The organism is Desulfovibrio sp. (assembly GCF_009712225.1).
Lineage (GTDB): Bacteria > Desulfobacterota > Desulfovibrionia > Desulfovibrionales > Desulfovibrionaceae > Desulfovibrio.
The window spans coordinates 18505-40714 of sequence record NZ_WASP01000020.1 but is presented as its reverse complement, the minus strand read 5'-3'; the positions used below and the strand labels follow the sequence as shown (position 1 = coordinate 40714).

The following is a 22210-nucleotide window of genomic DNA, read 5'->3' as shown; positions in this document are numbered from 1 at the left end:
TCTGGCCGGCTTGGGAATCCCCTCCGTGAGTCTCACTCACCGAAAGTTGGTATAATTCCGGGCATGTTTTGTCCTTTCTGGGTGTTTGCCACCGCCCTTCCATTGCCGGGAAACAAGCCATTCTTCAAAATAGAAGAGCCAAAGCGCCGCCCATGGGACGATGGTCTGATCCATCCGTTTCGAGGAACTCCATTCCCCTGAGCCAGGCAGGTACAGGCAAAGTTCCGTAGGTTTTTGCTGGTAGACGTGCGGGAGCTTCCGGCCGTCGGCTAACTCGGTGAGATCTGGCTCGACGACGAAGACGTCTGGTGACTTACCCTGCTGATACACCAGCTCCAGGGTATAACTCCGGCTGAGCGGGGTCGGTTGAACCTCGTACCGCCAGACAAGGCGACCAGCACGCAGCGTCCCGGTGCCCCGGCATGCCGGATTGGCCCGCAGATTGACGAACTGTTGCGCGACGGTGAGGCCGCGGGGACCACCGTATCGCATGCTCAGTCAGCTCCGAAGAAGGTGTTGCGGCGAACCGCCGTTCCACCGTCGACGCCGGACATCAGGCCTACCGATGGCAAGAGAACGAGTTTTCCTTGGGTGCGTGCGGCGGAGACCTCCTTCGTCATCTGGTCGAAGGCCATCTTCACCGGCGAGCTGCCGAAACCTGCCGACAGGCTCTTGGTCAACGCATCGAGACCGGCGGCGCTGGCCACGGCCTCCGTTTGGGCCAGAAACCGGGTATGCCAGTCGAAGAAGGCTGCGGCCAGCTGCGGCTTGGCGTTCCACTTTTCCGCAAAATTCTCCCCGGCAGTGGTTTCATTCCAGACGTACCACTCAATGCAGCCGCCGCGGACCTCGCGCGTCTCAATGAAGTTGGGCATCAGCCGCACGATGTCGGAGAGCAGATCGAACTCGGTGTCGTATTCAAATTGCTGGACGCAGTGCTCGTAGCTCCGGGCCGCCAGGGTCGTGATGATGATCGAAATCGGCGCGGAGCCGGTCTTATCGGTCTCGAAATAGACATCCCGGTGGCGCTTGGCGAGTTGCACGGTGCGTCGAAGCACGCCCTTCAGCCGTGCCTGTTCAGGGAACGGTGCAACCTCTTCCATGGCGCGATCCATGGCGGCGGCCGCCTTGCGCATGCCGATGCGGGGCTGCAGGGCGGCGCGCAGATCGAACAGGGCCTTAAAGCCCTTAGGATTCGACGGCTTCCACTCTTGGAGCTTCTTGTCAGGGACCAATTCTCCGCCGGCGGGACAGCCTGGGTTCTTTATCGAAGGCGTGATGTCGAGGTGGAATTCGCCGGCATAGTTGAGGCGCCAGCACCGCGGTTTCTCCTCGAGGATTGGGGCGTAGCGTCCGTTCGACCGCAACCGGCCCCCGATCACCTTCTTCAAAGTGGAGGGTGGCAGGTTGGGGCCGATGTTGGCCGCGAAGCAGACCAAGAGGCCATCATCAAATGATGATTGATCCGCCTCAACGTGCCATCGTCGCGCCAGCGGTAGAAGAACCGCTGGACCGTGGAAACTGGCGGAAACCGCTGGTCCAGCGCCCGCCATTGGCAACCGGTCCAGGCGATGTACAAAATCGCATCGACCACCAATCGCAGATCCGTTTTCCGCGGACGCCCCCGCCTCTTGAGGGCGGGCATGAAAGGCGCGATCATCGCCCATTCCCGGTCCGTCAAACTGTTTGCATCGGTCGAGACCCGAACGCCATACTGACGCCGAGCGGCTGCAGTCCATCCCATCGTATTCACCGTCGTAGCTTTGCAACCACGACCGAATCACGAAGGACTGACGCCGCTCAACCAATTTTCGCTCCATATTTTCGATTTATGGGTCATGCTCTTACTGCTTCGGCGTCGATGTCAAAGTGGTGGAACTATTGATGGCGCGGGTCACCGAGTTCGGACGAGATGTTCCTGTCACTTGGCTGAGGTATGAGCCGGAACCGGTCAGTCCATCGGCGCTCAACTGCTTGCTGGCCTCGCCAACATTGGCGATATTGAGCATCGCAATCCACTCCGAAAGATCAACCTGGCTCCAATTCACCAACCCAAGTTGCGCTAGGGTAATCGCTTGACAGTTCGGATTCTTCGCCGTACCCCAGCTTAGCCCCACCTGCGGTTGGAGTCTTACCTGCTCCTGCAGTATCCGAGAAAGCGGACTTGAGAAGCAGCAATAAGAATCCTTCGTCTCGATGCAGGCTCCCAGTACAGAAGATGCGCAATAAGTGCCAAGGTAATGGCATTGCTTGTCCGCGATCTCAGTCGCCAAATTTTGCTCTGAACTTTCACACTGCCAGACCATCTGGATGATCATCATGGTGATCTGATACATCGTGTAGAGCATCATGATCATGTTGAGGCCAGGTATGATGTCGGTGATCATCGAGGTCATGATCTCGGTGGTGGCCTCCTCGCCGAAGGTATCCGCCATCCATGTGGTCGCCGCACTTTGGATCTCATCCTCGGCCGTACTGATAAATTCCGATGCCTGCGAGAGCAGCGATGGATCCGCCCCCTCATCTAGACCCAATGCGCTGCTAAGTTGCGTTTGGATCGACCCATAACTCAGATCAGGCGCACTCTGTCCCAAATACCCAAGGGATTGCGCCGTCGTGTAGGCGCTATGGGTGGCAAAGGCCGCCTGGATATACGTGACGAAATTCACCGGCACCGGGGTCTTGCAGCAATCGACGATGCCGCCAACCGCCTTCTTGCAGGTCAATGCCGTACCGGGGAAGATTGAACAACTCGACCCAGAGGTGCCGGTCGCGCAATTGCTGTCCATCTGAAGGCCCTGGGCCACCTGGAGAGCCGCAGTAGCCTGGGCGAAATTGTTGGTTGTCGACTGGGTAACACTGCTGCAGCTCGTCCCCATGCATTGCACTGGCCCCGTGCAATTCTGACTGGTCGTCGTCGTCGTCGTCGGAACGTTTGTGTCGGTCCCGCAGTCCCATACTTGGGTTTGAACGTAGCAAGTGCCCGTTGTCCCGCCAAGCGCACCATCTGCGCAAGTCTGAGATTGGAAGACGCATGCCGGATTGTTCTGGTAGGCAAGGCAACCGTTTGGTGTGCTGCCATTGCTTGCCAGCGTCGTGCTTTGCCCTTGCCCTGTCGTGTAGGTATCCCCTTGTCCAACATCGAACTGGGTGCAATTTACCGTCGCGGATACCTGCTGACAAAGGGGGTTGATCCCCGCGATCGGCGAAGCCGCCATCTGACTTGGGCAGGTATAGTTTCCATTGATTAATGCACACCCGCTGGCATCTACGGACGGCATGGAGGTGCAGGTAGACGTGACGGTGCACTCGGCGTCAGGCTTGCTGACAGCGGCAAGGTATTGTTGCGGTGACCAGCTATCCGTGATGTTTTGTGTGTTAGGCACTGACCCTGTCACATGGGCCGTCACCGGATCTTTTCCCGAGTAGTTCAGGGAAATCGTTCCGCCGCTGACACCGAAGGTACAGTTGACATTGCCGACGCCTGTTGTATAGCCGCAATGTTGGCCATTAACGTAGTATTGATTGTATCCACCATCGCCATTGTGGACGTCTATTTCAGAAAAAGTCCCGCCGTTGTTCAACGTCAGCGTAATCGTCTGGCCAACGCAATTCGAAAATGTCAAATAAGCATCGGTCGCAGTCGCCCCAGAGGTGCTCACACTGCATCCGGCCGCAACATTTAAGTTATGCACCAGTGGTGGTGGCGCCGGATAGTTATATCCATGCACTAGCGTATAGGTATTGATTTGCGGGTTCGCTATATTGCATGTCACGTAGCTCGGAACATGCATCTTTGTTGTTGTTTTGTTGGTCGAAGTTGTTTGCGTGCATGCCGCAAAGGTCGACAAGAGATTGTTGTTATTAAGTGTCTGGGTTGCCTTTGTGAAGATTGGATCCGTCGCAGTGAAGGAACCGGTCCCATTCTTATAAACGTCGGTCAGCGTCTGATACGCTTGGTTTGGTGCCGCGTTGCCTGTGGCCAGGTTGGCCTGGGCATTCACCCCGGCCTGCGTCATGGCCGTGTTGCTGCCGTAGACCCCCTGATATGAACCTACCTGAGAATTGTAAGTGCCCGACGGTGTTTGCGCGATGTCAGAGGGGGTCAAGGTTATCGTTGACCCTCCCGCACCGGCCTTGATCATCATGTTGCCGCTGCTATCTACCGTCACTGGCATCTGGCCGAAACCGGCCGCGCCAGCTGCCTGCCCCGCCGAGATCGCGGAGTTGCTGGTCGCCGTCTGGGCATAGATCGCGTAGCTCGTAACCAACAAATTGGTTACGATGCAGACCAAAATGACCATGCTCTTCAGCAAGTAGCGGAGAAGCGGTCCCACGATTCCTTTACCTGTTCATCGCTCTTCGAACGACCACGGCTGTGGCGTCATCGTGGTGGTCTTGATATCGCCGCCAAATCGCTTCGATAACCGCCGCGGCCGAGTCCCGATGGCGAACCTGCTGGACGACATCGCAGGCGTCCACCATCGACATACACCGCGTCACTCCATCTGAAGCCAGCAGCAGGACACCTGGGATGGCCACCACAATGGCTTCGCAGGGTGTGATTTCTGCCCCGAGCCGTCGGCGCCCTTGGTGGTGAGAAAGAAATTGACCGCCAGCGACACCTGCAGTGATCCCCCAGGCTTCGCTGTCGCCGGCTGCAACCACCGTGGCCAGATTGCTTTCGAGCAAGCAAATCACTGCCGTGCTTAGAAGATCCTCCTGAGCCAGATAGCGATCTGCCACCTCGAGCGCTTGAAGCGGCTTGGCGCCTGCGGCGAGATTGTCGAGAATGATCGAGACGGCAATCTGGGAGGCGGTGCCCGGCGCTCGGCCCGCGCCGTCGGCAACTACGACAGCCAGGCCGCCTGGCGCCTCGACGGCCCCCCAATGATCCCCGTTCTCCTCGGCTTCCGCGCTCGGAACCGAGCAGGCCACGATCTCGAAATCACGAATCGTCACCAGTCTCACATAATCCCGGCTGATACGACCGCTTCGGGATCCCCCTGCCTCACCGTTTCCCATTACAGCGCTCCCTACAGCGACGCACAGCAATCGTTCCAGCGGAAGATGATGTAGAGGGCGTCCTCGCCGGTAATCGGCCAGGACCGCCAGGATCCCCACATCACCGTCGACTGCCCGATTGGGTGAGAGCCAATGGTACTGAGCGTCTGACCAGAGCCACCGCCGCTCGGAATGGATGCGGTGCCACTCCCTTCGTTGCTAGGGTAGAACATGGACATCCGGTACATGTCCTTCGGGAACATGGGTTGGATGTAGGCTTTGCAAACGGCGCCATTGCCCATGGTTTGCCAAGCCAAGCCCCGCCGATGCAATGCAGCGATTGCCCGAGTCGCCAGCAAGCTTGTCTTCCGCGGCATGCTGCCGTTGGCATCCATCTGCCCGGAAAACGGATAGAGCAGCCCCCAGGAGCCGGCGCACCAATACATGACGTTGGACACCTGGTCTGCAGCGGCCATCGCGGCATCACCGATGCAGGCTGCGGCCGCGATCGGATTTGCGGTCAATGCAGCTTCAGGATCGGCGAAAAATGCCAATTCATCATTGTTCCAGGTCGGATCGACCTCGGACACATAGACCAGATCGAAATCCATGAAACCGTCGCCGAAACAATGCGGCGCCGTGAACAGTTCCAAGATCGCCAACAGCGGAAAGGCGTATTTGTGGTAGTGATAAAAAGCCTTTTCCTGCCCTGAATGAACCCCGTGCCCTGTGGTGCCGCGAAAATAGGCGTTTCCAAGCGGTAGCGTGATGCCACCGAGTGCTGGCGCGCATCCTGGTCCTCGAACAATTTCCATGACCTGCGCGGGTTGCCACATGCCGAGCGTGATCCCAAGCGTCGGAACATCATTGGCGTTATTGCAGGCGCAAATCGCATCGTCTGCCGCTTCGATCGGAACCGGATTGTCGCCGCCAAACAGCTTCACCCCGCCGACCTGAATCGGGAATATGCAGCTCCAACAGATATCGGTGATTAGTTTGGCCGATAAGAGTTCACCATCTGGACAGGTCGGATCTTTGCTGGTCCCCGAGCTTGCACACTGAGGCGTCGAACTGGAGCCGCTGCTTGTGCACTGCCCTGCTGGTGTTGATTGGGCGGCTGCGGGCTGCCAGACCGCCAGCCCAAGCAGAACAATGCCGAGTGCCAGGCAAATCGCCTTACCGCGCATCATCGAATCCCTCTTGAACAGTCATCACACCACCGCGTGATTCGACCAGCGATGGCACACCGGCCAACCCGAAACGATCACGGACATTGGAGGTCAGGAGGTAGATCGGCGCGTGGAACTTATCGATCAGGGCGCGCCAACCATCCCAAGCCCCTTCTCGCTTGTAATTGACCACCAGGAACATCGTAGTCTTCTCAGCCGACACGTGCGATTGCGCCCAAGCCACTTGCTTCGGATCGTTCGGATCGAACACAAGAAGCCTCGTGTTGAACGGCACCATCCGCATGGGATCCATCACCGTCCCTTTACGGACGATGATGTTGCCATTCGCGTCCTTGATATCCGCAACCGCCTGGACCGCCATGTTGACCGTCCTGGTCTGCGCAGTCTTGATCGGCGGCAACTCCAGGATGGCGGCGTTCGACCAGAAGCGTTCGATGCCGCGACGCTGCTTTGCGCCCCAATCGATCTGGTTGATGCGCGTGGCAATCATGTCGAGGAGATCAGGTTCCGAAATATCCTGAGTTGGTCCCTGCTTTCCGTAATCACCTGGTTCGCGCTCCAGCAGGAAGCGTGGATTGGTGATGCCTCGGACCAACGACGACTTCCCGCCTCGCTTCAGTATCATCGTCGGCACGGTGATGATGTGGTTGTCCCGAAACGGCCGCGGGTCGACGACGACCGGCACATTCTTGGCACCACTAAACAGCTGCATGATGGCCTTAGGGCCGACAGCAGTGTCACCATCCGGGAATCCGCGAAACACCAGGGCGGTATTTGGGTGTGTCCGGGCATCGTCAGCGATCTGCCGCAACACGACTTCGCCGAGGCTGGCCGACACGAGGATCATCATCTCCTCTTTCGGTAGAGCATTTTCCGTCAGTGGTTGGCCCGTAAGTGGCGATGCACCGGTGTTCGCCGGCGCCGAGTCCACCGTATGCCCAGCCACCGATTTGACTTGGTTGCTCCGCCAGAGGTCCGCCGCGCGGCGTTGCACCGCCTCAACGTCAAGTCCCGGATCGACGACCGAACTCTGGTTCTTCTTCGCCGACTCGATCACTGCCTGCATGCTCTGGTCGTTGGTCTGAGCATGCACAGCCGTTCCAAATGCACAGAGCATCGCGACGAGAAAAGTGACTTTCCAGCGGGTGGGTTGAACGCTCAACGAATGCATCCTTTGACCATTTTTGCCAGCGATTTACCGGAAGCCTTGGTCAGGCCTTCGCTCCGGATTACTGGCTGACATCTTACTGACGAGAGCGGGATTTCCAGACCACGTACCTGCGCTCGCCGCGCCAGGTTTTCACGACCCTGGACAGGACATCATCGGAACCGTCGCTGTTGAGGAGGAGAACGATCCGCACAAGTATCCAGCCGATCAACGCAAGGATCGCCAGCCCCTTCAGATTGTCCTTCGGCAAGGTCACCTCTGCTACTTCCGGCGACAAATAGAAGGACGCTATAATCATCAGACCGATGGTGGCCGAGATAAAGAACAGTGAACTGAATCCAAGGCCGATGACCCACCCCAGCGCCATTCTTATTGCCCTATACCGGGCAAACGCGACTTCGTGCGTAGCAATGAGCGCCGAAAATGGTGCCGTCACCCCCTCCAACCGCCGTTCGAGCCGGTCAAGAAGCCCCTGGCTTTCGGGGGCAATGGACTTCGCGGGAGGCGTGGAAACTTCTTGCAGACGATGCATGTTGGACTTCCCAGGTCACGCTGTTGGTCATCCCCATTTCTCGCGCAATTTTACAGGCCCCAATAAAACGCACGTACACCGCATTCGATGCGATTATTGTGATTAATTCTCTATTGACTTTCACGACACGCGCGTGGTCAAAAAAGAATATATGCTCGCCCAATGATCTGTTCGGTCTTGATTGGTCCCCAAAAGCGACTGTCGAACGACTTTGCCGTTCGACCTTGCATCCAGTACTCGTCCTGGCCCAATGTCTGCTGGCGGACGAACCGCTCCGGAGCTACCCCGAGATTGTCAGCCACAGCGGATAGGTCGCCGACGATTTCCGTACCGTTGATGCTCGTGTGGCGCACACCGACATTGACCTGGTCGCCCGGTAGCCCGTCCATGAATTTGACGATCACCTGGTCATCTTCGACGATCGGAGAAAGACCGCGCGACGCGAACGCCATTGTCGCCCCGCGTACTGGCGTCTTGTCGTCCTTGACGACGAGGAAAACCGTGGCGTTGTCGATGCACCGCGCGGTCTGGGTCATGATGCCGATGAAGTAGTGCGCCTTGAAATAGGACAAAGCCAAGGCGATCGCGAGGATGCCAAGCGCCGACTTGGCAAGAACCGCGACCTTCCGATTCTTCGGGCGCCGCCACCTTTCGCCGCCGATGTTCCCTTCGGACTTTCGATAGCCGATCATCATTTCAATATCGGCAGAACGGCGGTGTCAGGCGCATTGATCACCATTCGTTTGTCCAGGATCACCGTGCCTTGGTTGAGGAGTTCGTCCTGGCGGCTTCTGAGGTCCCTGGTGATTCGCTTAAATTCGTCACCATTCTCGTCGAGACCCGTCATCGCGTTGGTCTGCTTGATGGTGTCAAACACTGCCACCCTCGGCGCCTGCGCCAATGTTTGGGCCAACTCCACTTTCAGCCCCTGCACTTCTGCTTGAACGCTTGCTTCGACCGAATTGAGCGCCAGACGATAGGTCACGACACCCGAAAAGGCCGCGCAGACCAACGCCACCATGGCTACGTCCATCCACCCAAGGACCTTCTTCTCGGCCTCCGGCTCCACCCGCGGCGGGAGGATGGTCTCGGCCTTCAGTTCATCGGTCATGCTGCACGCGCCTTTCGGGTCAGAGTACGGATTGCCTGGTCAACGGTAACGCCATGCTTCAATAGGGACTTCAGTTCGAGGGTCGAAACCATGGCATCCTCGCTGCCGCTGTTCCGTTCCTCGAGGATGGCCACGATGGCTTCGTTGTAGGTCAGCCCCTGTTTGGTCTTCTCCTGCACCGCGATCAGGTCGGATGGTCGCGTGCTGTATAGAAGCTTCTCGTATTCGCTCACCACCAGACGGGCGACGCCGCAACCTCGGTTCGAGACGATGAAGATCTCACTGTAGACGCCGCTCACGGTGTGGACGTTCAGAAGGAGGTCGTAGGCACTTTCGCTGCCGAACCCGAGCTTGTCGTTCTCGCGCAATGTGGCAATCGACTGGCCGCCTTGCTTCAGTAGGAACTTGGTAGCCGCGTTAGCGAGCACGGCTTGTCCGACCGAGTCTTGTGTCAGGTCGTTGGCCTGTTGGGTAATGACACCGATCGCACCACGATATTTTCTTGCACGACGGAATGCGGTCTCAATGAAGTATGCCGCCTCCGGGCCGCTGCTTTTGCCCAGCAAGTCCCACGCCTCGTCGATCAGCGCCAGTTTCATCAGGCCGCGATCGCCAAGGTACATGGTTTGCTGGATCTGATAGATCATCTGGGCCAGAACGACCCGCTGCAAATGCTTCCTGGTCTTCAACTCTTCCAGTTCCAACACCGTGAAGCGATTGGTGAATCTGACGGTGTTGGGTCCGTTGAAATAGGCGCCGTATGCCCCTCGGGAGGTGAAGGAGTGAAGCTGCCGCGACATCCGCGCAACTTCAGGATCGCTGTCCTTCGCCAGGTTCGCCGCCACAAGGTCGACGTTCGTCTCCTTGCCGAATTCGGTGAACGTGTCTTTCAGGTGTTGCTTGAGACCTTGCAGTTGGACGTCGGTCGGCTCGTCTTTTTGGAAGGCCATGATCAGGAACAGGCCAACAAGCATATCCTCTTCTTCGTCCCATTCTTCGACCAACGGGAATGGATTCATCCCCGGTATGTTGTCGTTGCCGAATTCGATAAAATCGCCCCCCAGCGTCTCGCAGAGCTTCACATAACTCCGGCCGACGTCCAGCACCCAGACAACCGCTTGTTGCGCTAGGTAGGAAACAATCATGTTGTTGACGAAGAAGGACTTGCCGGCTCCAGACTCGGCAATCACGACAAAATTGTAGTTCGTATCGCTGTCGAATAGGCAGAAGCCCATCATCTGCCCGTTGCGGGAGATGTAGGACATCGAGGGCGTTTGCGTGCCGGCCCATTCAGCGAAGACCGGAACGACCGGCAGCATCTGCTTCACGGTCATCGTCTTGACACGGCGGACGACGTCAAAGATCTGGGCGTCGGCATTGAGCGGCAGCATGCCAAAGAAGATCGGGCAAATGAACTTCTGGTCCGGCAGCATGTGCATGCCGTTTTCGCCCCAGAAGGTTTCGATCTCGGCTTCCGCCATATCGGCGACCTTGCTGTCCGTGCAGAACAGGGCCACCGATATGCCGAATTTCACGATGCGGTCGCCGTCGTTGACGTTCTGCAGGACTGAGTCGAAATCCTGTTTTCGCTCACCCAGCGTCGGAATGATCCTTGCCAAAGGGCCAAATGCGGCATTGGTGGCCAGGACCGCCTTCCGCTCAACTTGCGACCTAATCGTTTGCCGCTTTTCGAAGAACATTGTAGCGGTGATGATGAACGGAACGCGAAGACCCCGTGCACCGTCGATGCGGTCGCCAATGAAAGCCCAGGCCGCGCCAAAATGCGCCCGCTTCGGCAGGTATTTCGGGCTCAGGACTCGCACTTCCGTGTCACCGAGCATGATCTTCGCATCGTCGATCTTGACCGGGGTGTCGTAGTCGAAGATCTTCTCGCGGATCGGCGTTTCCTCATCTATGTCGATCGGCAACCCGGTTCGCCAGGCCGCGTTTCGGCCGTGATTGACGATCGTGTTGTAGACCGTCGTCAGGCCTTCTTGGTCCAGACCGTCGGGGTAATCCTGCACCGGATAAATCTTCGTGGTCACCAACGCCTGCTTGAGGCGTGACCGCAGCGTTTGCGCTTCTTCCAGTTCCTCTTCGGATGGCACCGAACCGTTGATCTTCCATTTCGCGCTGATGCAGAGGTTGACCGTACGAACATAGACAGGCAACCGCGGGTCCAGGGGAGCGTTCGTGGCCTCCTGAAAAAGCGAGATGCGCTTTTCGATGAGTTCCTTGAGGACCGGATCCTCGTTGCGCACGGTAATGCGACGGATCGTGTTGACGTTCGAGTTGATCGCCGGAGTGCCGTACAGCATGATTTGGACGACGGCGTCATCCGGCCACTCCTGGCGGATCGTCGTCATCAACTGCTTTTCGGTGGCCTCGCTGATTCCGTAGAGCGGGTGACAAAGAAAGGCAAAGCCGATGGTCCCGTCGGAATTGACAAAAATTTTGTCTTCTTCGGCGACGAGGCAAAGTCGTTCCCAAGCCCGAGACTTATTCAGGTTTTCGCCCATCATGCTCATTGGTGACGCTCCACAAATCTCTGCTGCGCTATTCTGCTCTGGCCGGATTGAGCCTTGCTTGGATCACAAAACCCACCGGAACAACTGGGAACCGTAGGGCGCGGCACACCAAGCGAGATACGCTGTGCCCACCATTGCCGCCGACAGCACCGCGACAATCAGCAAGCTGCCTCCCAGAAGGTAAAGAAACGGCACGACAGCCGAAAATAATGCCGCACCGCCAACAGTTGCCACTGAGGGCGATATGGTATCCAGCGCCAAGCCAAAGGTATAACTGGAGTTGCTGGCATAATGAGCCTTCAGCAAGTTGATGGCTTCGTTTGAGTTGGAGAGCATCGCCGCCAACAGCAGGCCGAGAGCTAAAATACGAATTTGCATGGGAAACTCCTCGTTTGCTTGCCTATTTGGCGGCTAGAAAGGTTGCCAGGTCGGGCGGGACACCGTCGAACCGACGGTCATCGGGAGCGATCACGACGGGTACCTGAGTCACCGCCAACAACTTGGCGGTCAGCAAGCGTCGGGCAACGCCTACAAGTTCCGCTTTGCCGCAATTTGGCTTACGCTGGATCTGGGTCAACGGCTGCGCGTTGATGAAGAGCGCTTCCGCTCGCTGCCGGTCCGCAGCGCAGGCGATGCTTTCTAGGTCGATTTCAGAGGCTTTGCTGACCGGTGCCGCGACCAAAAGCACTTTGAAGGTGTATTGCTTGCTCAAAGCGAGTGCTTGATTGAGAACTGCCCGGCAGTTCTCACATCGCGGGTCCGTATAAATGATCACTTGCGGGCCTGAGCCGAAAGTGATCGGATCGACGTCGCTGATGACACCTTGGAGTTTTTGCAGATTGAGGTGTTGGCCAGCGTCCCGCACATCCTGAAGCGTGGCCAATACCTTGCCCCCAGCCCAGCTGTCGACGAGCACTCCCTTCAGCACATAACGGGAGTCTTTGGACATGATGATCAACGGACCGCCATTGTCGGGCTGAAACGCCATCAAACCGTGCACTCGAATGGTCTCGACCGTGGGCGATTGAGCTGGCCGGGGGGCTTTTTCCTCTCCGGAAAGAAAAGCCGCCAGACTTGTCGGGGCGCCTTCGAACCGGCGGCCGTCCGACGCGACCACGACTGGGACTTCGGTGACGCCAAGAACCTTGTTTGCCCGAGCAAATCGGGCCAGTGATTTTTGCAATTGGAACGGGCCACAATCTGCGATCTGCGGAACCTGGTTGAGGGGCTGCCCGCTGATGAACTGAGCTTCCGCCTTACGTCGGTCCGCGGCACAGGCGATGGTGCGGACATCCGTCTCGGACGCCTTGCCCAGCACCGGAATGACGTAGACCTTAAAGGTGTAGCGCTTGCTCAGAGCTTGCGCCTCGCTGAGTAGCCTCTTGCACGGTTCACATTTTGGGTCGGTGAAGATGGTTACTTCCGGTCCGGTGCCGAAGATGATCGGGTCCGTATCGCCGACTTGGCTATGGATCATATCGATGCTGAGATGTTCGACGGACCAGCGAACATCCTGAAGGGTGCCCAGCGCCTTGCCCCCGGCCCAGGCATCATAGAGGGTTCCGCGCAAGTCGAAGTGGCCATCCTTGGAGCGAATGACCAGCGGGCCACCATTATCGGGCTGAATTGCTACCAGGCCGCCGGAGATAATCTCTTGGGAGCCAAGGAAGCCCCCAGGAAGCACCATGTCAGCGGCGCCGGCCGCGCTGCCAAGGGCAAAAAGACAGCCGGTAATGGCTCCAATAACTGCGAAACGCAGGCGATCCATGATGCGTCGCTCCTCAGTTCAACATGGGCTCGTCGGTTGCCAAAGGCCTGTCAGTCTGCGACCACTGCAGACTGAAGTTGGCGGAAAGGATGGACGCTCCGGCGCCCGAAGCCACCATTATTGAACTGCGCAGAATCATAATTCTCTTTCAGCTGGAAGGTTCTTCCACCGCAGAGGAGGCATGATTCTTTCTAAACAAGATGAGGCGGCCTAGATACCGGCTATTCTCTGCGTTTTTGTCACTAATGCAGCCACCCAGCACCTGGCAGAAGGCGGCGCATAGGCTTGGTGGGAAGCGCTTTATTGGAAGACTTTTTCGGTTCTGCAGAGAGGATAGGCCGCAATTGGTGTCGGTGGCCTTGATGCATTGACCGAGAGATGGAAGGCGACTGGTGGGACGCCTCCCGCAGTCAGAACCATTGGGGCGGGTGCGTTGGCGCTTACACGGCCGCAACAACCTTGGCGTCAACGATGACCTCTACCGTGTCCGAAGGTTGGCCACCAGTTCTATCCCCATCTGGCCAAAGTGAGCCGCTTCCGGCTCTGGCGAGGCCCCGTCACGGATCTGATAAGCCATCCTACCGGATCCGTGTTACACGAGGGAAAAGGACAGAGCCTTCCGGATTGAGAAATCGGTCCGGAGAACCTGCCTTAACCGATCACCGCCTGCACTGCGGACGGCAGATGATGCGAAACCGCCGCCGCCATGGGGATCGCGGCGCCGAATGTGTTCGAGACAATCGTCGGGGAAGCATTCAGAACCATGCCGCCGCCCACACCGGTGACTGCGCCGCCCACCGAATTCTTGAACAGGCCCGCCCCGAGACCGTAGGCGATCGCCGACAGTGACACGAGCTGACCCATCGAGCCCTGCACCCAGCTGGTGGTGGTGGTGAGCATGGACTGGAAGGGATCGGAGCCCGAACTGGTACCTGCGGCATGCGCGAGATCGGGGACGAGAACAACCGCCACCGCTGCTACGGGGATGGCATAGGCAATGGCCTGGCGGAGGAACTTGGTGGTTTGCTGGATGTTCATTACCGACTTCTCCATTTGAAAGCGTTTTTCCCTGAAAACACTGGTTGAATTTTATTAAACTCGGTCCAGACGCGGTACGGCCTATTCCGCGCGGTTTTGTTTGATATTTCCTGTCTGTCCCTCTGGCACCCTGCTCACCATGAGACTGGCGCGGTCGTCTGACCGGCATCGTCCGTGGCGGTCACAGTGAACGTCGGCTTGCTGGAGTAGCTCGATATCAGCGCCGACATGGTCCGCGCCGTTGTTGACTGCATGGCCACCCCGTTCACCGTCCACTGGTAAGAAACGATGTTGGTGTTCTTGCTGACGCAAGTTATCGAGGCGAACCAACCCGAGGTCTGCGTTCCTCCCTGAATTGTGCAGGTCGGCATGATTGGAGCGACCGCCGTTATGTTCTTTTCTGCATGTGCGGTAAGGCCATTAGCCGACAATAAATCAACTGCCACCAAGTGCTTACCGACCGTCAAATTGACGGTGCCAAGAGTCGCAGCAGACTGGTTGACCATCTGTGCTACGCCATCAACCGAGTAGGTCAGCGACGCAATTTTGTCGGTCGGGTTGCCACCACCTACCATCGGCGAGATCTTCGCGGTCAGCGGAGCCCGATTCCAGATATTGCTGGTGGAAACGTTCATGCTGAGAGTCCACGGAGGCGGTGCCGGCACATTGATTGTCTTGCTAGCGGTCTGCTGGTTTCCGTATTGGTCGGTAATCGTGACGCCGTAAGTGATTGCACCCGAATCCGGCTCGCTGACCGATAGCGTCGTAGCTCCAGATGCAAGCTGGGTAGCATCGTTCGGTATTGACCAGGCGATATTGGCCCCAGTCGGGATTGCGCCGCTTTCGGATAGGACGCTCAGGTTCACCGTCGTCGGGGCATAAGTGTTGGCTGCCAGAGCTGTCAGGGTGATTGGCTTCAAAGTAGGCTGATAGAAAGTCGAGTTCACCGTGACAGTGGACGATGCTGTCGCGCCCGATTTAGACGTAACCGTGCCGACAAACACGATTGGGCTCGCCGAAGAGCCAGAAACCAGGCTGACTGGCGGTGTCCAGGTCGTGCTTAACCCGGTCGCGGTAGTTCCATCCGGCAAGGTCCATGCGCCGGACTTGGTGGCAGCGCCGCCACCAACGTTCGCGACCGTAGCTGTCAAAGTGATCGGCACCCCAGCCTGGATGGACTTTGGGATGAAGGCGGTCACCAGCGGTGCAGCCTCATAGTTCACGTTGAGGGTCGCTTTCACCGTTGTCCATGCCGACGCAATATTGGGAGCTGAAGCATCCCTCACCTGCGCCCAAACGTATTGGTCGCCCGAGTTCGTCACCGATGTGGTGTCAAAAGTGAACGTCGAGCTGCCCGGGACATAAGTCTTTCCCTGATTGGTCGACCACTGCACGACGTACTGCGTCGGATCAAGCGCCGTGCCGTTTTCTGTAGCCGTGATGGTGAACACGGCGGGCTGACCACCAGCAACGCTGGTCGAACCGGAGATCGTCGCTTGAACCATGTTGAACGGCGTCACCGCGACCGGCGTACTCGTTGAAGAGAGTTGCGAGTTCACGTTGACCATCGTCGCCTGGTACTGGGCACCTCCATTCGGGACAACCGTGTCAATTTTGTTGCTCGCCGGCACACCAAGTGGCTGCCATGTGCTGCCGCCATCTGTACTGATCGTCCAGTTTGCTGCGCCCATCGCAGTCTGCTGCTGCGTGGTGCCCTGCGTGGTGGCTGTGAGGGTGGTGGTCAACGGCGTCGGGCCGGCAGTGGGGGAAGCCGTCACTGTCACAGGCAAGGCGCCGCCGAAGGATAGAGGCAGCCTCAAGATTTGGGAAACGCGCTGAACTTGGGCGGATGTGTTCAGTTCCTGAGCGATCGCCACAAGCTGAAGATTGGACGAGGTGATCGAGGCTGCGGAGACGCTGAACTTGGCCGTTCCGTCACTGCCAACAGGGGTGAAACTCGTCAGGGGCGTATAAACATTGCCTGACCCGACAGAGGCGATCTCCACCTGCCAAGTTCCCATGGTCGTGGGGTCAAAGTTGCTGGTGGTGCTATCGGTGATCGCCACCGAAACTGGGATTGGCGAGGTAGTGGTCGCCGAGGTTGCCGTCGAGGTCAGCATCGGCTTTACGGTCGACGGCGGTACCACCGTCACCGCGGTGGTGGTCTGTACCGCTTCTGCCGGCAGAGCGGCATAGCCGACGGTGAATGTGTAGGTTTTTTGCGCACCGGCGGCGAGACCGCCCGTGACCGTAATACCATTCTTGTAATTGACCTTGGCTGCACCATTCGCAGACGCCGTTCCCGAAAACGCGGTTGCGTTTGTTTCATCGACAGCTGTGATCTGGAGCGGCGCGACCAAGGGCGACGTCACAGACAGGGTGCCAATGTTTCCGCCGTTGGTGCCGACAGTTGCCGGGTTGTTCGGAGCGAAGGAGATGGTCGGCGCCGGCGGATCGTTGGCCTGGATCGTCACCGAATTGGTTGCGACAACAATGGCCGAGCCATCCTTCGCATACCAGGTCGCCTGCATGCCAAAAGTCGCCGGCGCGCTGGTGAACGTACCGGAGGCTTGAGGCGCACTCGAGCCGGAGGCGGTCACGGCTTTGAACCCGCTCGGCAAGCTGGTGTACTCGCCATAGCAGATCGGTGTAGTGGAATTGCCGGCGTATTGCTGAGCATAGGTCTGGCTGCCGGTGAGCTTGCAATTGAAGCCATTGCCGAGGTTTCCCATCGTCACCGTGTTGGGCATGACCGAGTAATAGAAGCTGGTCAAATCGCCCGTCAGGCCAAGATTGAATGAGGTGTTCGCCGCCGACACCGTCACTGTCGTTGACCCCGAGGACATCGGATAAACCGTGCCGTCGGTATCCACCACCGCCAGTGAATAGTTCAACGGATAAGCCCCGGGATTTTTTACCCAGCCATTCAGCGAAGCATTTCCTTTCGTAAGGGTGATCGGGATCCCCGAGGTGTCCCACTGGACGTAGCAAACAGGGTTTGATCCGACGCCGCCCCCCGTGGCTGCCGTCAGATTCGACGTCAGGGTGCAGCCGCTGCCCGAGGCAACCGATGCGTTCGCACTCAAGGTGTCAAACATCGCCTGGATCGGGTTCTTTGCCAGCGAAACCTGGAGGGTGCCGGCGTACACATTGACGTCGCCGACAACTGAAGGAACGTTTGGCGTCGTGGTCGAAATGGTTAGGTGCGCGACACCTCCCTGGCCGGCAGTTGCTGCCGCCACTGGCATCGCCAGCACACCATTGGTGACGGTGACATTTCCGATGGACTGCTGTGATGCGCCAGGGGCGATCGACACGCCATTGACGACAACCGTCGCAGTCGATGATGACGACGACGACACTGTCCACGGGATGCTACCCTTGACCGGGGTCGGGCTCGCCGCATCGACCATTTGCATCGCTGCTGATGTGGCAGGCCAATTTCCCGACGATGTGTGCATGGCGGTCGTGACCGCCGGGATCGAGATGGCTCCTTTCTGTGCCCAGCCGACGATCGGCGGTGCATAGTAGAAACGCATACTCGACGTTCCGATGTTCCCGATGCTGTCGGCCGTCGTCAATTGAAGGGTGTACGTGCCCTGTGCCAAGCTGCTGGGCCAAGTGAACGTGAATGAGCCTGCCGACCCGGCAACCACCGGCAATGTAACCGTGGATCCAGAGCTTTGCGCGACCATACTCGCAGACGAGATCGTCGGAGACGGATCCGCCGGATCAGTGAGCGTGACCCCCAACTGCGAAAGATAGGCAACGTTGCCGCCAGTAAAGTTCTTGCCTTTGTACTGATAACTTATAGTCGGCGGAGTATTGTCCGGGGTCACCGATATCGCTGTGGCGCCTGTTCCGATGGGATAAAGCGTGCCGTCGGAGTCGACCGCTGACACCGTATATCCGAGCGAGCTAGTGCCCGCATTCTTCCACCGCCCCTTAACCTGGGTGCCAGTGTTGGCGTCGACGATATCGGGCAGGCCAGTCCATTGGAAATAGCAGGTGGGCGCGCCGCCGTTCGGCGATACTGCCAGCCCCTGGGCTGCCGATGCAGTCGCCACGGCTTTGCAGCTGCCACCGCTGCCCATGTTGGCGACGGTCTGCCCAATGTAGGCTTCGACGGTAGTCCCAGTAGCGGTGACGGTCGGCTTCGCCGCGTATACTTGGACCGATCCGATCACTTCCGGCACATTAGGTGTCGTCGTACTGATGGTCAAATAGGCGGTGCCTCCCTGCCCCGCTGTACCAGCCGCTATTGGCACGGAGAGAGCACTGCTGGAAACCGTAATATTGCCGATCGCGACGCCGGACGCTCCTGGCGCGATGGCAACCCCGTTTACCATGACGGTCGTGGTTGAGGACGAGGCTGACGAGGCCGTCCATGCCATCGACCCGGAGACCGATGTCCCGTTGACCACCATCGTGGCCGAAGTTGCCGGCCAGGCCCCCGAAGCAGTGCGCAACGCGGTGGTGACCGCCGGGATCACTACGGTGTTGCCCTGTGCCCAACCCACATATGGCGGCGAATAGGTGAAGCCGATGGTGGTGGTGCCCGTATTCCCGAGCACATCCGTGGTTGCTACGGCGAGTTGGTAATAGCCCGGCGAGAGGGTCGGCCAAGTGAGCGAATAGGTATTGTTCCCGGTCGAAGTCGTTGGGATGTTGACCGCGCCCGAGGCTGTCTTGACAGAGACACCTGTCACCTGCGGGGAGGGGTCGGCCGGATCCGACAGGCTGAACGTCACGCCAGCAAGCGTGGTCAAAGTGCCGCTGGTAAAAGCCTTGCCGTTGTTGAGGAACGTGACCGTGGGCGCTGTAACGTCGTCGGTGACGGTAACCGATGTAGAGTTCGTGGAAAGAGGATAGACGGTGCCGTTGGTATCGACCACCGAGACCTGTGCAGCAACGGCTCGGGTCCCTTTGTTCGACCACCGGCCCTTGACTTGAAGGCCAGTATTGGAATCGACGATGTCGGGCAGGCTGGTCCAAGACCAAACGCAGGTCGGCGTCTTCCCACCCGTGGATACACCCTGACCAGCAGCTGAGGTGTTCGAAGTCACTGGAGTGCAACCAGTCACACCCGCATTCACTTGCGACTGAGCCACATACGCTTCGCGGGTCGAAGCGTTCGAGGTGATATTCGGCTGTCCGGTGTAGACGTTAATGTCTCCGGAAACGACGACGCCCGTCGATTGGCTCTGCGCAAGCGCGGGTGCACTTGCCGATAGGCAGGTGATCCCTACCAGAACGAGTGCTGCAACTTTCTGGAGCGGCTTCACCGTCATCTAAAACCCCCACTCGACACAGACCGAGGATTAACCTGCCCTCGTAAGACACTTTGCTACTTGGTTTATCAGTTTCGATTTTCGGCCGGCAGGTCCCTTTTCTTACGTTTTGTGCTAGTTATTCCCCTACCCTCACCCGCCCCGTCAGGCCCTTCAATGTGGGTGTTTTTCGCAGTTTTCTGGGCTGTTGAGTCGCTCATAACCGCATTTCGATCCAGGTGAATGTCGCAGGCACCTCTGTGCCGTCGCAGCTATCGGTCCGGTCTGGGATGCGGCCATGGCTTTACAGTCTCCTCGCGAATTGCGCAAAGCTGCGCATGGCGTATCAAAATGAACACCAATAGCAGCCGTTGAGTCCCCGATGCTTCAACCCGTGACCTACCAGGCCCGCATTTCCGCCCCACCGGTACTGGACGCTGTGGCGAACCTGCTGTCGTGGGCCGAACGCTGCCTGTGGGCGGAGATGGCCAAGGGGCGGAAAGCGGGCGACTGCAAGAGCGAGTTCATCCGCCGTTTCGGCATCACGGCGCGGCAGTTCAACGCCATCGCGGTGTTGATGAAGGGCAAGGCAGCCAGTCTGCGGGAGATCGCCAAACTGCGCCTCAAGAACCTCGACGCCAGGATCAAGGTGACGCGGCGGACCATCGAGCGGATCGAGGCCCGGCTACCCAGCGCCCCGGACAAGCGGCGCAAGGTCTTGGCCAAGGTGCATCAGAAGAAGCGCCGCCTCGGTATCCTCCAGGCCCGCAAGCAGACGGTACGGGCAGACCGCCAGCGGATGATGCCGTCGCTGTGCTTCGGCTCGGCCAAACTGTTCAACGCCCAGCATCATCTTGCCGCCAACGGCTTTGCCGATCATGCCGAATGGCAACGGGCTTGGCGTGAGAGGCGCTCGAGCCAGTTCTTCTGCCTGGGCTCCAAGGACGAGACAGGCCGCAATCAGACCTGCACCGCGACAATCGGCGCCGACGGCGCCATCAGCTTGCGGCTGCGCTTGCCGGACGCCCTTGTCCGCCGAGGGCAAATATCTGGCCATCGGATCCATCCGCTTCGCCTATGGCCACGAGGTGGTGACGGCGGCCATCGCCGCCCATGCCAAAGGCGGCGGTGAGGCCATTTCGTGGCGCTTCGTGCGCGATGACAAAGGCTGGCGGGTTTTCGTCAGCGTCTTCCGCCGACTGGCCGACACCGAGGCCGACTTCTCGCGCGGCTGCCTGGCCGTCGACATGAATGCCGGCTTCCTCGCCGCGGTTCGCCTCGATGCTTGCTGCAATCCGAAGGGCCGTTTCACCATCCCGATGCCGACGCAGCACCGCCGGCATGATCAGGCGCTGGCGGCGATCGGCGACGCCGTGGCTCGTCTGGTCCGCATCGTCAAGCGGCATGGCGTGCCGATCGTCATCGAGGACATAGACTTCGAGGCAAAGAAGGCCCGCCTGCGCGAGGAAAGTTCCCCGGCCATGGCCCGGATGCTGTCGGTGTTCGTCTGTTCGGCGTTCCGATCAATGCTGGAGCGGCGTGCCGCCCGCGATGGTGTGGCGGCGATCGCCGTGGACCCTGCATACACCTCTCTGCAAGGCCGTTGCCGTTTCATGGACCGCTATGGCCTTTCCGTTCATCATGCCGCCGCCGTCGTCATCGGCCGGCGCGGCATGCATCATTCCGAGCGCCTTGCGGCCTCGCTGACGGTGCCTGCCGGGGACATCCCCATGGCGGCGCGCCGGAACGTCACCCGTGTCACCCTTCGCCGTCCTGCAAGGAACGGCGCCAGGCATGTGCGGGAGGACTGGGCGAAGGTCCAAGGCTCATGGAAAGCGGCCCTCAGAGGGCTGCGTCCGACCCGCCGAAAGGCGGGATCCTCACCGGCCCTCACTTCGGCCGATGAGCGATCGCTGGCCGGCGATGCCGCGTTCCTTGCGGACGTGGCTACGCCGTCACGGGCGCATGACGGTGGAATCCCGTCTCGCGAACCGTCCGCAGAACTGCTCGGCGGGCGTCGGGGCGCAACTTTGCTCAAAGATGAGCAAACATGCGCAACGTCGTAGGAGCGGTTGGGTGCCAGAAGATGTTGAGAACCATATCTCAGACCGAGAACTCGGACAGCATGGGCCGCCTGGCCGCCGGTTGACATCGACGACCTCGTAGCCCAGCAAGCGAAAATGCAGGGTGGTGCCACCAATCGCGCCTCGGGGCAAAGCCGCACCATATTCCGCGGCCTACTGTCAGTTGTATCTCGGCATTTCGGCCGAACCACCTGCCAAATGTTTCGAATGCCAAATTCCTGGCCAAGGTGTCTGTTCAAGTTGTGCCCGTGGGAAAGCGCCCCAGCCGACATTCTCTCGTCTCTTCGATAAAATCCGCCAGATCCCCATTATTCCCCAGAACTCGCGGATTCCTGCACATTTTCCGCCTTCACTCGCCGAAATTTTGAGCTTTTCATCTCACGATTTTTTGCGCATGCGGGGACAAACTGGGGACAGCTTTTCCGGCGAAAAATTTCACAAAACAAGAGAGCATTCTGTGTGACGGACCGATTTTCCGGATCGCGGGCGGTGGTCATGCGCTGCGGCACGGGGAAAA

Annotated in this window: 16 protein-coding genes and 1 pseudogene; 2 read left to right on the top strand and 15 right to left on the bottom strand. The window is 58.8% G+C overall.

The genetic code is table 11. The features are described 5' to 3' along the window. Positions 1-36: 36 nt before the first annotated feature. The 15 genes and pseudogenes from F8N36_RS16295 to F8N36_RS16225 all read right to left on the bottom strand — a co-directional run bounded on the left by F8N36_RS16295 (position 37) and on the right by F8N36_RS16225 (position 19630). A complete protein-coding gene (locus F8N36_RS16295) occupies positions 37-492 on the bottom strand; it encodes a hypothetical protein (protein WP_291334159.1) in 456 nt (151 codons plus the stop codon). A gap of 2 nt (positions 493-494) precedes the next feature. After that, positions 495-1391, bottom strand: a complete 897-nt coding sequence (locus F8N36_RS16290; protein ID WP_291334158.1) for a hypothetical protein — start codon at positions 1389-1391, stop codon at positions 495-497. 47 nt (positions 1392-1438) lie between these two features. Then, positions 1439-1744: pseudogene (locus F8N36_RS16285) on the bottom strand (transposase); the annotation flags it as partial. Positions 1745-1844: 100 nt separating this feature from the next. Continuing rightward, positions 1845-4304, bottom strand: a complete 2460-nt coding sequence (traN, locus tag F8N36_RS16280) for a conjugal transfer protein TraN (protein ID WP_291334157.1) — start codon at positions 4302-4304, stop codon at positions 1845-1847. A 40-nt stretch (positions 4305-4344) separates the two neighbouring features. Then, entirely contained in the window at positions 4345-5025 is a 681-nt protein-coding gene (locus tag F8N36_RS16275; RefSeq protein ID WP_291334156.1) for a SpoIIE family protein phosphatase, read from the bottom strand. Positions 5026-5036: 11 nt separating this feature from the next. Further along, positions 5037-6194, bottom strand: coding sequence for a TraU family protein (locus F8N36_RS16270; protein WP_291334155.1), 1158 nt, complete (start codon positions 6192-6194; stop codon positions 5037-5039). Further along, positions 6181-7356 carry a TrbC family F-type conjugative pilus assembly protein gene (locus F8N36_RS16265; RefSeq protein ID WP_291334154.1) on the bottom strand — a complete coding sequence of 392 codons (1176 nt, stop codon included), beginning with the start codon at positions 7354-7356 and terminating at the stop codon, positions 6181-6183. Before F8N36_RS16265 ends, F8N36_RS16270 begins: the two co-directional genes overlap by 14 nt. An 82-nt stretch (positions 7357-7438) precedes the next feature. Continuing rightward, the gene (locus F8N36_RS16260) at positions 7439-7894 is read right to left on the bottom strand and encodes a hypothetical protein (RefSeq protein WP_291334153.1); all 456 of its coding nucleotides are present in this window, start codon (positions 7892-7894) and stop codon (positions 7439-7441) included. A 137-nt stretch (positions 7895-8031) separates the two neighbouring features. After that, the gene (locus tag F8N36_RS16255) at positions 8032-8589 is read right to left on the bottom strand and encodes a S26 family signal peptidase (RefSeq protein WP_291334152.1); all 558 of its coding nucleotides are present in this window, start codon (positions 8587-8589) and stop codon (positions 8032-8034) included. Next, a complete protein-coding gene (locus tag F8N36_RS16250; RefSeq protein WP_291334150.1) occupies positions 8586-9005 on the bottom strand; it encodes a hypothetical protein in 420 nt (139 codons plus the stop codon). Before F8N36_RS16250 ends, F8N36_RS16255 begins: the two co-directional genes overlap by 4 nt. Next, positions 9002-11533, bottom strand: a complete 2532-nt coding sequence (gene traC, locus F8N36_RS16245; RefSeq protein ID WP_291334147.1) for a type IV secretion system protein TraC — start codon at positions 11531-11533, stop codon at positions 9002-9004. Before traC ends, F8N36_RS16250 begins: the two co-directional genes overlap by 4 nt. Positions 11534-11596: 63 nt before the next feature. Next, positions 11597-11911: a hypothetical protein gene (locus F8N36_RS16240; RefSeq protein ID WP_291334145.1), complete on the bottom strand. Its 315-nt coding sequence runs from the start codon at positions 11909-11911 to the stop codon at positions 11597-11599. 22 nt (positions 11912-11933) lie between these two features. Next, the gene (locus F8N36_RS16235) at positions 11934-13301 is read right to left on the bottom strand and encodes a thioredoxin fold domain-containing protein (RefSeq protein ID WP_291334143.1); all 1368 of its coding nucleotides are present in this window, start codon (positions 13299-13301) and stop codon (positions 11934-11936) included. A 651-nt stretch (positions 13302-13952) separates the two neighbouring features. Beyond that, positions 13953-14339 (bottom strand): TraA family conjugative transfer protein, encoded by a 387-nt coding sequence (gene traA, locus F8N36_RS16230; protein WP_291334141.1) that lies wholly within the window; start codon positions 14337-14339, stop codon positions 13953-13955. Between the two features lie 134 nt (positions 14340-14473). Then, positions 14474-19630 (bottom strand): Ig-like domain-containing protein, encoded by a 5157-nt coding sequence (locus F8N36_RS16225; protein WP_291334139.1) that lies wholly within the window; start codon positions 19628-19630, stop codon positions 14474-14476. 361 nt (positions 19631-19991) lie between these two features. Here F8N36_RS16225 and F8N36_RS16220 point away from each other — a divergent pair, with 361 nt between their 5' ends. Both F8N36_RS16220 and F8N36_RS16215 read left to right on the top strand, forming a co-directional pair. Beyond that, complete coding sequence (locus F8N36_RS16220; protein WP_291334137.1) at positions 19992-20741, top strand: hypothetical protein; 750 nt, start codon at positions 19992-19994, stop codon at positions 20739-20741. Continuing rightward, complete coding sequence (locus F8N36_RS16215; protein WP_291334136.1) at positions 20638-21675, top strand: hypothetical protein; 1038 nt, start codon at positions 20638-20640, stop codon at positions 21673-21675. Before F8N36_RS16220 ends, F8N36_RS16215 begins: the two co-directional genes overlap by 104 nt. The last annotated feature ends 535 nt before the right edge of the window (positions 21676-22210 follow it).